Origin of the sequence: Streptomyces sp. NPDC058001, assembly GCF_042886315.1 — a bacterium.
Lineage (GTDB): Bacteria > Actinomycetota > Actinomycetes > Streptomycetales > Streptomycetaceae > Streptomyces.
Genome location: NZ_JBHVQT010000003.1, coordinates 212,429 through 225,870 on the forward strand (window position 1 = coordinate 212,429; position 13,442 = coordinate 225,870).

At 69.0% G+C, this 13,442-nt stretch carries 12 protein-coding genes; 4 read left to right on the forward strand and 8 right to left on the reverse strand.

What is annotated here, in order from left to right:
• The first annotated feature begins 5 nt into the window (after nucleotides 1-5).
• On the forward strand, nucleotides 6-1,001 hold the full coding sequence (locus ACFVT5_RS07570; RefSeq protein WP_389882501.1) for an aldo/keto reductase: 996 nt from the start codon (nucleotides 6-8) through the stop codon (nucleotides 999-1,001).
• Nucleotides 1,002-1,034: 33 nt separating this feature from the next.
• Here ACFVT5_RS07570 and ACFVT5_RS07575 read toward each other — a convergent pair whose 3' ends face one another.
• Entirely contained in the window at nucleotides 1,035-2,099 is a 1,065-nt protein-coding gene (locus tag ACFVT5_RS07575) for a homoserine O-acetyltransferase (RefSeq protein WP_389882503.1), read from the reverse strand.
• 122 nt (nucleotides 2,100-2,221) lie between these two features.
• Entirely contained in the window at nucleotides 2,222-3,577 is a 1,356-nt protein-coding gene (locus ACFVT5_RS07580; protein ID WP_389882505.1) for a bifunctional o-acetylhomoserine/o-acetylserine sulfhydrylase, read from the reverse strand.
• A gap of 335 nt (nucleotides 3,578-3,912) precedes the next feature.
• Between ACFVT5_RS07580 and ACFVT5_RS07585 the strand changes: the two genes are divergently transcribed.
• Nucleotides 3,913-4,719 carry an SDR family NAD(P)-dependent oxidoreductase gene (locus ACFVT5_RS07585; protein WP_389882506.1) on the forward strand — a complete coding sequence of 269 codons (807 nt, stop codon included), beginning with the start codon at nucleotides 3,913-3,915 and terminating at the stop codon, nucleotides 4,717-4,719.
• 132 nt (nucleotides 4,720-4,851) lie between these two features.
• Entirely contained in the window at nucleotides 4,852-5,334 is a 483-nt protein-coding gene (locus ACFVT5_RS07590; RefSeq protein WP_389882508.1) for a hypothetical protein, read from the forward strand.
• Between the two features lie 54 nt (nucleotides 5,335-5,388).
• On the opposite strand, the gene ACFVT5_RS07595 is transcribed toward ACFVT5_RS07590, so the two are convergent.
• The 4 genes from ACFVT5_RS07595 to ACFVT5_RS07610 all read right to left on the reverse strand — a co-directional run bounded on the left by ACFVT5_RS07595 (nucleotide 5,389) and on the right by ACFVT5_RS07610 (nucleotide 9,780).
• Nucleotides 5,389-6,288 carry a hypothetical protein gene (locus tag ACFVT5_RS07595; RefSeq protein WP_389882509.1) on the reverse strand — a complete coding sequence of 300 codons (900 nt, stop codon included), beginning with the start codon at nucleotides 6,286-6,288 and terminating at the stop codon, nucleotides 5,389-5,391.
• Nucleotides 6,289-6,465: 177 nt separating this feature from the next.
• A complete protein-coding gene (locus ACFVT5_RS07600) occupies nucleotides 6,466-7,803 on the reverse strand; it encodes an ABC transporter substrate-binding protein (RefSeq protein ID WP_389882511.1) in 1,338 nt (445 codons plus the stop codon).
• A gap of 88 nt (nucleotides 7,804-7,891) precedes the next feature.
• Nucleotides 7,892-8,851 (reverse strand): carbohydrate ABC transporter permease, encoded by a 960-nt coding sequence (locus tag ACFVT5_RS07605; RefSeq protein WP_389882513.1) that lies wholly within the window; start codon nucleotides 8,849-8,851, stop codon nucleotides 7,892-7,894.
• Nucleotides 8,848-9,780, reverse strand: a complete 933-nt coding sequence (locus ACFVT5_RS07610) for a carbohydrate ABC transporter permease (protein WP_389882515.1) — start codon at nucleotides 9,778-9,780, stop codon at nucleotides 8,848-8,850. Before ACFVT5_RS07610 ends, ACFVT5_RS07605 begins: the two co-directional genes overlap by 4 nt.
• 297 nt (nucleotides 9,781-10,077) lie before the next feature.
• Between ACFVT5_RS07610 and ACFVT5_RS07615 the strand changes: the two genes are divergently transcribed.
• Nucleotides 10,078-11,082 (forward strand): LacI family DNA-binding transcriptional regulator, encoded by a 1,005-nt coding sequence (locus ACFVT5_RS07615; RefSeq protein WP_389883593.1) that lies wholly within the window; start codon nucleotides 10,078-10,080, stop codon nucleotides 11,080-11,082.
• Nucleotides 11,083-11,145: 63 nt separating this feature from the next.
• On the opposite strand, the gene ACFVT5_RS07620 is transcribed toward ACFVT5_RS07615, so the two are convergent.
• Together ACFVT5_RS07620 and ACFVT5_RS07625 are read right to left on the reverse strand one after the other, a co-directional pair.
• Nucleotides 11,146-12,288: a cytochrome P450 gene (locus tag ACFVT5_RS07620; protein WP_389882517.1), complete on the reverse strand. Its 1,143-nt coding sequence runs from the start codon at nucleotides 12,286-12,288 to the stop codon at nucleotides 11,146-11,148.
• Between the two features lie 380 nt (nucleotides 12,289-12,668).
• Nucleotides 12,669-13,427 carry a TioE family transcriptional regulator gene (locus ACFVT5_RS07625; protein ID WP_389882519.1) on the reverse strand — a complete coding sequence of 253 codons (759 nt, stop codon included), beginning with the start codon at nucleotides 13,425-13,427 and terminating at the stop codon, nucleotides 12,669-12,671.
• Nucleotides 13,428-13,442: the final 15 nt, after the last annotated feature.

The window sequence follows — 13,442 nt, forward strand, 5'->3', positions numbered from 1 at the left end:
CCGGTATGCACTACACCCGCCTGGGCACGTCCGGACTGACCGTCTCCCGCGTCGGCCTCGGCATGATGAGCTACGGCGACCGCTCGCGCCGCGCCTGGCACCTCACCGCCGACGAGGCCCGGCCGATCGTCCGGCACGCCGTGGACGCGGGCGTGACCCTCTTCGACACGGCCGACATGTACGACCGGGGCGCCTCCGAAGAGGTCACGGGCCGCCTGCTCGCCGAGTGCTTCGGCGACCGCGACGCGTACGTCCTCGCGACCAAGGTCTACTACCCGATGAGCGACCGGCCGGGCGACCGCGGCCTGTCCCGCAAACACATCCTCGCCTCGGTCGACGCGTCGCTGCGACGGCTCGGCACCGACCACATCGACCTGTACCAGATCCACCGCTGGGACTACGGCACACCGATCGAGGAGACGATGGCGGCGCTCGACAGCGTCGTCCTGGCCGGGAAGGTGCGCTACATCGGCGCGTCCAGCATGTACGCCTGGCAGTTCGCCAAGGCCCAGTACACCGCCGCGCTCGCCGGAAGCACCCGTTTCGTGTCGATGCAGAACCACTACAACCTCGTCTACCGCGAGGAAGAGCGCGAGATGATCCCGTTCTGCCTGGACCAGGGCGTGGGCGTCCTGCCGTACAGCCCGCTCGCCCGCGGGCTGCTCGCCGGGGGACGCGAGAGGGGCGGGGCGCGCACCACCTCGCGCGGCGGCACGGACCCGCTCGCCGACCAGCTCTACACCGACGACGACTTCGACATCGTCGACACCCTCAGGACCGTCGCCGCCGAACTCGGCCTGCCCCCGGCCCAGGTGGCGCTCGCCTGGCTCCTCGGCAAGCCGGGCGTCAGCGCGCCCATCGTCGGCGCCACGAAGCTGACGCACCTTCAGGACGCACTGGCGGCAGTCGACGTCACGCTCACGGAGGAGCAGGGAAAGCGCCTGGAGGCCGCGTACCGCCCCCACCCGGTCGCGGGCCCGGCGGAACCAAACTCGCCGTGATCGAACCCGACCCACCTGGTGCTGCCCACGTCCCTACGACGGGCCCAGCAACTCCCGTACGAGTGCGGCGACTTGGTCCGTCTCGATCAGGAAGCCGTCGTGTCCGTACGGGGATTCGATGACGCGGACCCGGTCGGCGCCGGGGATGTCGGCCGCCAGTTCCTCCTGTTGGGCCAGGGGGTAGAGCCGGTCCGAGTCCACCCCGGCGACCAAGGTGCGGGCCCGCACCCGGCGCAGGGCCGCCGCGACTCCACCCCGGTCGCGGCCGATGTCATGGCTGTTCATCGCCTCGGTCAGGACGACATAACTACCGGCGTCGAAGCGGCGCACCAGCTTCGCCGCGTGATGGTCGAGATACGACTCCACACGGTACCGGCCACCCCGCCACGGCTCCTCGGCCCCCTGCGCCAACCGGCCGAACCGCGCCCGGAGTTCGGACTCACTGCGATACGTCACATGGGCCAGCCGACGCGCCAGACCCAGACCCGCGTGCGGACCTCCGCCCGCCCCGGCACCGTGATAGTCGCCGTCGTGCCAGTGCGGATCGGTGCGGATGGCGTGTAGTTGGACGGTGGCCCAGGCGATCTGTTCCGCGCTCGCCGCCGCCGGGCACGCCAGCAGAAGCAGCGATCCGGTACGCCCCGGATAGGTCACCGCCCACTCCAGGGCCCGCATCCCGCCCATCGAGCCGCCGATCACCAGCGCCCACCGGCCGATTCCGAGAGCGTCGGCGAGCTGGGCCTCGGCGGCGACCTGGTCGCGCTGCGTGAGGAACGGGAATGCCGCGCCCCACCGGGTCCCGTCGTCCCGTACCGACGACGGACCCGTGCTGCCCTGGCAGCCACCCAGCACATTCGGGGCGACGACGAACCAGCGGTCCGTGTCGAGCGGCCGACCGGGACCGATCAGCCCGTCCCACCAGCCGGGCGTGGGATGCCCGGGACCCGACGGGCCGACGACATGGCTGTCACCGGTCAGCGCGTGCAGGACCAGGACCGCGTTCGACGCGTCGGGCGCGAGCCGCCCCCAGGTCTCGTACGCCAGCCGGACTCCCGGCAGTTCGCCGCCCGCCGCCAGGGCCAGCGGCTTCTCCAGCACCGCCCACCGGCGGTCACCCCGGGGGTCCCCCTCCTGCCACGCGCCGGTGACAGGAGGGGGGAGGGTCCCCGGAACCGGAACCGGAACGGCGTCGGGAGGGGGAGTGTCGGCCGCTCCGGCGCTCAGGAGGCTTCCTTCGCCGCGCGGAAGCCTGCCTCCAGATCCGCCTTCAGATCGGCGATGTTCTCGATGCCCACCGACAGCCGCACCAGACCCGGCGCCGTGCCCGTGGCCGCGAGTTCCTCCGGGCCGAGCTGGCTGTGCGTGGTGGACGCCGGATGGATGATCAGGCTGCGTACGTCACCGATGTTCGCGAGATGGCTGAACAGTTCGACGGCGTCCACGAACCGCTTGCCCGCCTCCACCCCGTCCCGCAGCTCGAACGCGAGCACGGCGCCCGCGCCCCGGGGCAGATACCGCTGCCCGGCCTCGTACCAGCGGTTGGACTCCAGGCCCGGATAGTGGACGGCGGCGACCTCGTCGCGCTGTTCCAGCCACTCCGCGAGTGCCTGCGCGTTGGTCGAGTGCCGCTCGATCCGCAGGCTGAGCGTCTCCACCCCCTGGAGCAGCAGGAACGCCGAGTGCGGGGAGATCGCGGGGCCGATGTCCCGGAGCAACTGGACCCGCAGTTTGATCGCGAAGGCGCTGGGGCCGAGATCCGGCCAGTACCGCAGTCCGTGATAGCTCGGGTCCGGCTCGTTGAAGTCCGGAAAGCGGTCCGCGTGCGCGCCGAAGTCGAAGGTGCCGCCGTCCACCACGACACCGGCGATGGTCGTACCGTGCCCGCCGAGGAACTTCGTCGCCGAATGCACCACGATGTCCGCGCCGTGCTCGATGGGACGCAGCAGATAGGGCGTGGGCACGGTGTTGTCGACGATCAGCGGCACCCCGGCCGCGTGCGCCGCGTCCGCGACCCCACGTACGTCGAGGACGTTGCCCCGTGGATTGCCGAGCGTCTCGGCGAACAGTGCCTTGGTGTTGGGCCGGATCGCCGCGCGCCACGCGTCCAGGTCGTCGGGGTCGTCCACGAAGGACACCTCGATGCCGAACTTGGGGAGGGTGTGCCGGAACAGGTTGTAGGTGCCGCCGTACAGCGAGGTGCTGGACACGAGGTGGTCGCCCGCGCTCGCCAGCGTCAGGATCGCCAGGGTCTCGGCGGCCTGCCCGGAGGCGAGCGCCACGGCCGCGACACCGCCCTCCAGGGCCGCGACCCGCTGTTCGAAGACGTCCTGCGTCGGGTTGTGGATCCGTGTGTAGATGTTGCCGGGCTCCGCCAGCGAGAACAGGTCGGCGGCGTGCTGGGTGTCCCGGAACACGAAGGAACTCGTCTGGTAGATCGGCACCGCGCGGGCGCCCGTTGTCGGGTCGGGTACCGCTCCCGCGTGGATCTGCTGGGTCTCGAACGACCACCCGGAGGTCGCCGGGGGCACATCGTCGGGCGTGTGACCCGCCGTCACCGAGTCGAGGGGCTGGCTCATGGGATGTCCTTTGCGGGAGGGGTGCGTCCCGGGAAACGTAACGGCGTGGATTTCGAACGTGGAAGGGCACGGCCGTTCTGTCCACGAGGCTGCAACAACCGGGCAACAAAACCGGAAAAGGCGGCGGGGGAACGTGCGGGGACGGCCCGGGGAGGGTGCGGGCAAGACGCCGGGAAGGCGTACGGCTACGCCGTCCGGGCGGCTTCGCACCTGGTGAACGTGGCCAAAGCAAGCCATCCTTGCGCGTTCCGTCGATCCCGCCGACCGTGCACCTGAAAATCAAGCAGTTGTTCTTGCTTCACCAAACGTCCACACCGCACAGGGCAGGAAGTCTCATGTCGAACCTTCGCAACAAGGTCGCCGTCGTCACCGGAGCCGGTTCGGGCATCGGCCGTGCCACCGCTCGGGTGTTGGCGGAGCGCGGCGCCGCGGTCGTGGTCGCCGACATCAACGCCGAAGCGGCCGACAAGGCCGCCGTCGAACTGAGAGGGGACGGTCTGCGGGCGGTCGCGGTGACCGCCGATGTGAGTGACGAGCAGCAGATCCGGCAGATGACCGACACCGCCGTGGACACCTTCGGCGGACTGGACATCCTGCACAACAACGCGGCCCTCCTCACCCCCGACGTCCTCGCCCGCGATCTGCGTATCACCGACATCGACGGCGACCTCTTCGCCCGGGTCCTGCGCGTCAACGTCCTCGGTTACACGCTCGCCGCGAAACACGCCATCCCGCACATGCTGGCCCGGGGCGGCGGTGTCGTCGTCAACACCAGCTCCGTCGCCGGACTCCAGGCCGAAATCGTCCGGCCCATGTACGGCACGTCCAAGGCCGCCATCCTCGGACTCACCCGCAACATCGCCACGCAGTACGGCAAGCAGGGGATCCGTGCCGTCGGTATCGCGCCCGGCACGATCCTCACCCCGGCGCTCAGTGACAACCTCACGCCCGAGCAGCAGCGGGCCATGACCCGGCACACCCTCACCCCCCGTATGGGCACCCCGGAGGACATCGCCTTCCTCGTCGCCTTCCTCGTCTCCGACGAGGCCGGGTACATCACGGGCACCACCATCACGGTGGACGGCGGATTCACCGCACACTTCCCCACGTACTCCGAAGACCTCACCGCCATCGGCGAATAGGGGCGGCCACCCGGCGCGCGACGTCACCTCGTGCGCCGATTGTGCTGAGCACCTAAGTGCGCGCGCCCGTACGTATGGACAGACATGTAGCGACAGACATTAACGGGAGACGCACGACATAAGGCGGGACGCATGACCACAGAGTCCGACGACGGTGCTTCGGCCATCCGGTCGCTGTCGCACGACCTCTTCACCCTCGGCGATGTCCGCGCCTCGGCACCCGTCGGCACCCGTGACGTCCTGGCGCGACGCCTGGCCAGCAGCGGAACGATGCGCCTGGTCGTGTTCGCACCGTCCGGTCACCCCTGCGCCCGGCTGATCGTGCCCGAGGCGGCGCGCGGCCCGGCCGGCGCCGTCCTGGACGCCGTCGCGCGCTGTTCACCGGAGTCGCCCGGCGATGAACTGCCGGACCTGGCACGGGCGTTGCGCGAGAGCGAGGCCCAACAGGCGGTCGACTCGTCGGTGATGCTCGTGATCGACGGCGCGGTGGCCGATGTGGCGGCAGGAACGGTGTGGCTGACGATCCAACTCCGCGGCGCCGCCTGGTCGGTGGACCAGGCGGCCGAGACCCTGCACACCGCCGTCTCCGCGGTGGCCGACGCCGCCACCGGCTAGGACGCCGGTGGCGGGCGTGGTGGCCGACGGCGGGTTCCTACGCCGACCGCGGGGTCAGGCTTCGCAGAGCGATACGGTCCGGACAAATCCGCCGAGATTCTCGTCGTCCGTGCCCAGGACCGCTTCGGCGGACCCGGGCAGACACTCCACGGCCTCGACCTTGTACCCCGGGAACGTCCCGAGCACGGTCGGGCTCGCCGCGAGCGTGACCCGTACCTGGCCGGCCGCCGACACGGTGACCCGACCCACGTCGCTCACCGCGGAGTCGAACGGGCCGTCGTCCCCGGCGTCCGCCGCCGAACTCACGATCATCCGGCCGGAGTCGGTCACCGAGATGTCGGAGATGTGTCGCGTACCGCCCTCGGTCGGATACGGCGCTCGGTAGGCACGGCGCGTCACGGCTCCGAACAGCGGCTGCCCCCACGAGGCGAATGTCAGCGGCGCCGCGTACAGCGTGGCGGGCCGGCCCGCGCCCGCTCCGCGGTCCGCCCACAGGGCGGCGAGCTTCCCGTTCCGGGCGACGAGCGCGAAGCTCTCGAAGTCGTCGCCCTCGCCGATCGCCGGCAGCGGCGCGTAGTCGAGAACCGTCGCCGTGGAGCCGGTGACCTTCAGGCGATAGACGATGCCGCGACTGGCGAGCGCCATGTACTCACCCGGCATCCCGGGGACGGCTTCGATGGCCTCCAGGTCGGAGGGTTCCGGCCCGTCCCAGGTGATCGGGGAGATAGCGTCGGCGCCCGCCCCGTGCGTGATCCGGGACAGCCGCTGCTGCCCCGTCCGCTTGTTGTCGTGCACGACCAGGACATCGATCCCGGATCCGGTACGGCCCTCGTACGCGAGGCCGCTGACACCGCTGCGGGCGTCACCGCCGACCTTCTGCCACGCACCGTCCGCACCGGCCGGGGTGGTGCCGAGCGCTGTGAGGAGCGCGGTCGCCGCGCCGAGCCAGGCCATACGTTGCACCATCGGGAGTTTCACCGGAGCCGCTCGCCTTCTCTGTCCGACAGACGCGAGGTCACGCGCCGCCCGTCAGGTTATTGATCATGGCGAGCGCACCGGAAGCAGCCGCGCCGATACGGAACCAGCCGCGCCGATACGCGGGAATCGGCGCGGCCACTGTCCCGGTCGCGGCTACTTGGTGACGTTGAAGCCCTGGTCCGTGCCGTACTTGGTGGTCACCCGCTGCCAGTCCTCAAGACCCTTGCTCAGCGGTGTCGAGGAGACGTACGCCTTGCCCACGGTGTCGTTGAAGACGGAGTTCGCGTACACCTGGTACGGCAGATACGACCAGCCGGTGCCGACGTTCTTCGCCGACTCCGCGAAGATCTTGTTGGCCCGCTGACCGCCGAAGTACGGGAACGCGCTGTCCAGATACGCCTTCGACTCCAGATCCGCCCTGGTCGCGGGGAAGGCACCCTCGGCGACGCGCGCCGACGCACCGGCGCCGGTCGTCACGTACTCGATGAAGGCGTAGGCCAGGTCCTTGTTCTTGGCGGCCTTCGGTACGGCCAGCGAACTGCCGCCGTTCTCCGCGGTGGCCGTGGCGCCCTTGGTCCACTGCGGCAGCGGCGCCACCCGCCAGTCACCGGACGCCGACGCGACGCCCGATGTGAAGTTGGCCGGCATCCAGGCGCCGGTGGCCAGCGTGGCGATGGTGCCGTCGGCCAGACCCTTGTACCACTCGTCGCTCCAGCCGCTGATCGGGGCGACGAGTTTCTCGTCGATCAGCTTCTGCCAGGTGTTCGTGTACGTCATGGTGCCGGCGTCCCCGAAGTCGATCGTGACGTCACTGCCCTTGGCCCGGTAAGGGCGGCCCCCCGCCTGCCAGATGAGGCTGGTCGTGGTGCCCGCGTCGCCCATGTCGCTGGTGATGTAGGTCTTGGGATCCGCCTTGTGCAGGGCGCGCGCCGCGTCGACGTACTCGTCCCAGGTGGTCGGGACCTCGATGCCGTGCTTGTCGAAGACCTTCTTGTTGTAGAACAGTGCCATGGGACCCGAGTCCATCGGCAGCGCGTACACGGCCTTGTCGTACTTCACCGCGTTCCAGGGGCCGGCGGTGAAGGTCTTGTCGTACGTGGACGCGCCGTAACCGGCGAGATCCTCCACGGACTTGGCGATGGCGAACTGGCCGAGCGCGTAGTACTCGATCTGCGCCACGTCGGGCGCGCCCGAACCGGCCGCGATGGCGTTCTGGAGCGCGGTGTACTGCTTGTCACCCGTGCCCGCGTTCACCAACTCCACGTCTACCTTGGGGTATTTCTTCTCGAAGTCGGCCGCCGCCTTCTTCAGTGTGGGCTCCCACGCCCACACGGTCACCTTGCCGCCCTTCTCCAGTGCGGCCTTGACGTCCTTCTTACCGCCGCCGCTGTCGGTGGCCGGATCCGACGAACCGCAGGCGCCGGCGCCCAGGGCCATCACACAGGCCGTGGCGACGGCACCGAGAAGCCGGCGGGTGCTCTTCGTACTCATGAGTGGTGCTCCTGGTTCGGTGTGTGCGGGCGGAAGAGGGGACGCAAGTGAGTGGGCGCAAACGAGTGGGCGGAAACGAGTGGGCGGGTCACGCTTTGACGCTGCCCGCGGCCAGGCCGGACTGCCAGTAGCGCTGGAGCAGCAGGAAGATCACCACGATCGGCACGATCGTGAGCAGCGAACCGGTGACGATGAGATCGAAGACGGCCTCACCGCCCGCCGTCTGCGCCTGGGCGTTCCAGGCATTGAGCCCGAGCGTGAGCGGGTACCAGTCCGGATCCTTGATCATGATCAGCGGCAGGAAGTAGTTGTTCCAGGTCGCGACCATGGAGAACAGCAGCACGGTCACCGTGCCCGGCATCAGCAGGGGCAGTGCGATACGGAAGAACGTACGCAACTCGCCGGATCCGTCGATGCGGGCCGCTTCGAGGAGTTCGGTGGGTACGGCATCGGCGGCGAACACCCACATCAGATAGAGCCCGAACGGGGAGATGAGTGAGGGGATGATGACGGCCCAGGGGGTGTTGGTGAGTCCCATGTTGCTGAACATCAGGAAGGTCGGCACCGCCAGTGCGGTGCCCGGCACGGCCACCGCACCGATGACGACCGCGAACACGGCCCGGCGGCCCGGGAATCGGTATGTGGCCAGCGCGTACCCACCGAGGACGGCGAGAACGGTGGCGCCGCCCGCGCCCGCGGCGACGTAGAGCAGGGTGTTCAGCAGCCAGCGGACGAAGACACCGTCGTCGTACGTCAGTGTGCGGGAGATGTTGTCCCAGAGATTGAAGTCGTCGCCGAACCACAGTCCGAAGGAGTCGAGCAGACCCTTCTGGTCCTTGGTCGCGTTGATGACCAGCCAGACCAGCGGGAGCAGGGTGTAGACGAGGACCAGACCGGTCACCAGCGTCAGCGGGACGCTGGGACGGGGATTGAGCGGGGTGTGGGGGCGTCGCCGCCGGCGGCGTCGGGCCGGGGCGGCCGGCGCGCTTGCCGTTCCGGAGGCGGCCTCGGTGGAGTGCGAGGGAACGCTCGATATGTCCGCGGTCATCGCTCAGCCTTCCGCATGCCACGCAGTTGGACGGTGTAGGCGATGATCGCGGTGACGACACCCATCACGATCGCCACGGTCGCCGCGTAGTTGTGCTGCTGGCCGGAGAAGGACAGCGAGTAGGTGTACAGGTTGGGTGTGAAGTCGCTGGTGATCGAGTTGGGCGCGAGCTTCTGGAGGATGCTCGGCTCGTTGAAGAGCTGGAAGCTGCCGATGATCGAGAAGATCGTCGCGATGACCAGGGCGCCACGGATGGCCGGTAGCTTGACCGAGGTGATGAGGCGCCACTCCCCGGCTCCGTCGATGGCGGCGGCCTCATACAGGGACCGGGGGACGACCTTGAGCGCCGAGTAGAAGATCAGCATGTTGTAGCCCACGAACTCCCAGGTCACGATGTTGCCGATGGAGGCCAGGACGAGTGAGGGGGAGAGCGGATCGGGCAGCGAGACACCGAACGCGTCGTTGATGTTGCCCACGAGGCCGAACCGGGTGCCGTAGATGAAGCCCCACATGAGGGTGGCGACCACGGCGGGGACGGCGTAGGGGAGGAAGACCGAGACCCGGAAGAACGCCTTGCCGTACAGCCGGCCGCTGTCGATCGCGAGTGCCACGAGCAGGGCGATACCGAGCATGATCGGGACCTGTACGGCCAGGAACAGTCCGACCCTGGCCAGCCCCTCCCAGAACCGCGGATCGGTCAGCGCCTCTCGGTAGTTGTCCAGGCCCACGAAGGAGTTGCCGCCGATCAGCCGGTCCCGGAATAGGCTGAGGTATACGGCGTATCCGATCGGCGCGAGGAAGACGAGGGCGAAGACGGCGACGAACGGACCCACGAATCCCCAGCCGACCACGGCCTCCTTGCGGAGCCCGAATCGTCCGGGCGTACGGGGTGGTGGCACGGCCTTCGCGGGCGTCGACAGCAGCGTCATGACGGGTTCCTTGCGTCGGTGACCGACCGGTCTGGAGAGGGAGGAGCAGGCGAGTGAGGGCAGCCCCAGGGCCCGGGACCGTCGGGTGAAGGCTGGTCCCCAGGAGTAATGTTTACGTAATCATTGGTAGCGTGATGGTGACACTCCCGCTGGGGGGCGTCAAGCATGAAGCGGTAGTGAACGGAAGGGAATTCGGTGGCGGAGAAGGACGTGGCGGAGAAGGACACGGCCGCTCTCGCGAAGACGGGCGACAGTCGGGGCCGGGGCGCCGCGAAAGGGCGGCAGCGCCGTGTCTCGATGGCGGATGTCGCACGGGTCGCCGGGGTTTCGTCGCAGACGGTCTCCCGGGTCTCCAACGGGGATTCGGCCGTCATCGAGAGCACCCGGCAGAGGGTCTTGGACGCCATGAAGGAGCTGGGCTACCGGCCCAACAGCGCCGCCCGTGCCCTCAAGAGCGGTGACTTCCGGACCATCGGCGTCATCACGATGAGCCTGTCCAGTACGGGCAATGTGCGGACCCTGGAGGCCATCGCGAACTGCGCTTCCCGCGCGGGGTACGCGGTCACCCTCATCCCGCTCGACGCCCCGACGCAGGACAATGTCCGGGGAGCCTTCACACGGCTCGACGAACTGGCCGTGGACGCGGTCGTCCTGATCATGGAGGTGCACCTGCTCGACACGACGTCGCTGACGCTGCCGCCCCATGTGAAGGTCGTCGTCGTGGACTCCGACGCGGGTGACCGCTTCCACGTCGTGGACACCGATCAGCACCAGGGCGCGCGGATGGCCGTGCGGCATCTGCTGCACCTCGGGCACCGTACGGTCCGGCACCTGGCCGGGCCCGAGGAGTCCTTCGCCGCCGGCCGCCGCCAGGCCGCGTGGGAGGCGGCGCTGCGCGAGGAGGGCCGCGAGGTGCCGCCTCTGCTACGGGGCGACTGGACCCCCGAATCCGGCTACGAGGCGGGCCTCCGGCTCGCGGCGGACCCCGACTGCACGGCGGTGTTCGTGGCCAACGACCAGATGGCCCTGGGGGTGTTGCGGGCGCTGCACGAGCACGGTAGGCGCGTGCCGGAGGACGTCAGCGTCGTCGGCTTCGACGACATCGCGGAGGCCGCGTCGTTCATCCCGCCCCTGACCACGGTCCACCAGGACTTCGCCAAGGTCGGCGAACTGTGCGTCGAGGCCATCCTGCGGGAACTCCGGGGGGAGACGGTGGAGGGGGGCAGGACGTTGGTGCCGACGCGGTTGGTGGTGCGGCGTAGTACGGCGGGGCCGGGGTCCGGGAGTGCGGGGGAGGGGTGACGGGTGCGGGGAGTGGCGACCACCGGTCACCGGTCACCGGTCGCCCTTCTTCGAGTGACCGCGTCATGTCTTGCTGAGACGGGTCCATCCCGTTGGAGGTGCGAGGAGTGTGCGGGCGTGGGGCTTCCATTTCCGGGTGTTCCGGATGTGGACGGTGCCCTGGTAGCCGTGAAGGATGAGGTGACCGAGATGCTCAAGTGCGGTGAGGGCGAAGCCGTTTGCCGGGCACATCTCCTCGCCTTTCCCGAAGGGGAGGTAGGCTCGCCGCTGTTCGTCGCCCGGTTTTACCCAGCGTGACGGACAGAAATCAAGTGGCTTGTCCCATACGGTTCCTGAGCGGTGGATCGCATGGGTGCCGATCAGAACGTGCTCGCCCTTGTCGACCGGCACGCCGCCTATCGTGTGATCAGTGGCGGCGACTCTGATCAGGCGCCACGCTGTCGGGTAGAGGCGCAATGCCTCCTTGACCAGAGCGCGAACCTGAGCCGGCTTTACCGCTGGGGTGTTGTATCCGTGCTGGATACCGAGGAGCACTACCCATTCGAGGGTGACTCCGGTGAATCCGACGGTGGAGAGTATGAGTCGCTGGAGCAACTGCGCGCGATCCGCGAGGGACGCTTCCCCCGGTATCCCCATCACAAGGTCGACCAGGTCCATTGCGTCGGCTTCGGTTGCCCGTGCCGGAAGCCGCTCCAACTGTTCGGCGAACTCGGCCCGGATGCCGCCCACCGAACGATGCGGGCGCCTCACGAGGCGACCGACGATGTCGTCGGCGATGATGCTCGACTCGGTGTACGCGTCGACCAGCGAGTCGAGTCGAGGATCGCGTTGGTGGGCGATGACGGGCGCGAAGTACCGCCGGACCAGCCCGACTCCCCACCGCTGGTGCCGCAGGCGACCGCGGCTGTCGCGCATGTGATGGAGGGCGGACTCCATGTCGAATGACGACTTCAGATCGTGGCGGGCCAGCACTCCGAGCAGTTCGCGTGACGCCGCGATCCGAAGTGCCTGAGGGAGAGGCTCTTGACCAAGGCGGAAGAATCCGGACTGCGTTACGTACTTGTCAGCCTTGTCGACCAGGATTTCCCGGGCGGCCTCCGCGTCGGCCACGAGTAACGTCCCATGGCGGAGCCTGAACGGGCCGTCGGCGTCCGCCGCCAGGTTCTCCCATTTCCGTAAGTGGGGCCAGAGGCTGAGCCTATCCATGAACACGAGTTCTTATGCCCATCGGACGGAGGGTGGGGTACGGCGATCCAACCGCGGACCCCACCCGTACGGTTGGGGAGAATCAGTCCTTCCGCCCGTACCGGTCGCCGTACTCGTTTCGACGGGTACGCATCTCACCGCTGAGTGCCCGAAGGCTTCGCTTGATCCATGACATGGCCGGTCCTCCTTGTCGAGCAGTACTCACTCACTGAAATCAGCTGACCGTCGGAACACTGCTTCGGCTACGACACTATCCACATCGCGGAACCGGGTGAACGGGCGAAACCGGCCACAGCCGGTGTCGCCACGCCGGTCCCTTTTCACCAGTCGAGCCACAGACTCCCCAAGGGCCGGCGGACCGGACCCCGTTCGAGGGACGCTCATCCGTGCTCGCGGAGGTACGCGTCCAGCTCCGCGGCCCCGGTCAGCATCGCCCGTCCACGCGCGGAGAGCCGATCGCGCCAGTCGCCCAGTGCGGCCTCCAACGGCTCAAGCCCGCCGGCCGCCCGAACCTGGGCGATCAGCGGGGCGATCCGCTCCAGCAAGTAGCCGCCCCGCCTGAGCTGGTGGGCCAGCCGGGCGTCCCGTACATCGGCCTCGTCGTAGACGCGGTATCCGGTCAGCGGGTCGCGGCGCGGGCGCACCAGCCCGGCGTGCTCCCATTTGCGCAGCGTCGCGGGCCGGATCCCCAACTCCGCCGCCAACGGCCCGATGAAGGTGTTCCCGCCCCCGCCCCCGACGCCCCCGGACACCGTCACCCCGGCCCCGGACATCTCCGCACCGCCACCGGGAGCCAGATCCCGAAGCGCGCTCTCCACCGCCTGGAGTGTCCGCCGGTCGTCGAGGAGTTGGGCGTGGCTCTCGTCGATGACGCGGAACGCCTCGTCGACCTCGCCCTGGTTCACGGCCAGCATGATCGACGTCGCCGTCCGATGGCCGTGGCCGGGCACCAGGGCGAGGAACGCGCCCAGGGCCCGCGCGTGCAGCGGGGTATAGGTGCGGTAGCCATGGGGTGTGCGGGCGGCGGCCGGAAGGATGCCGGAGTCCTCATAGTTCCTGACGGCCTGCGTGGACAGACCGTGCCGGCGCGCCAGATCGATCGGCCTGAGCTTGACGCCGTTTTGAAGGTTTTCTGGCATGGGCCCGACGATATC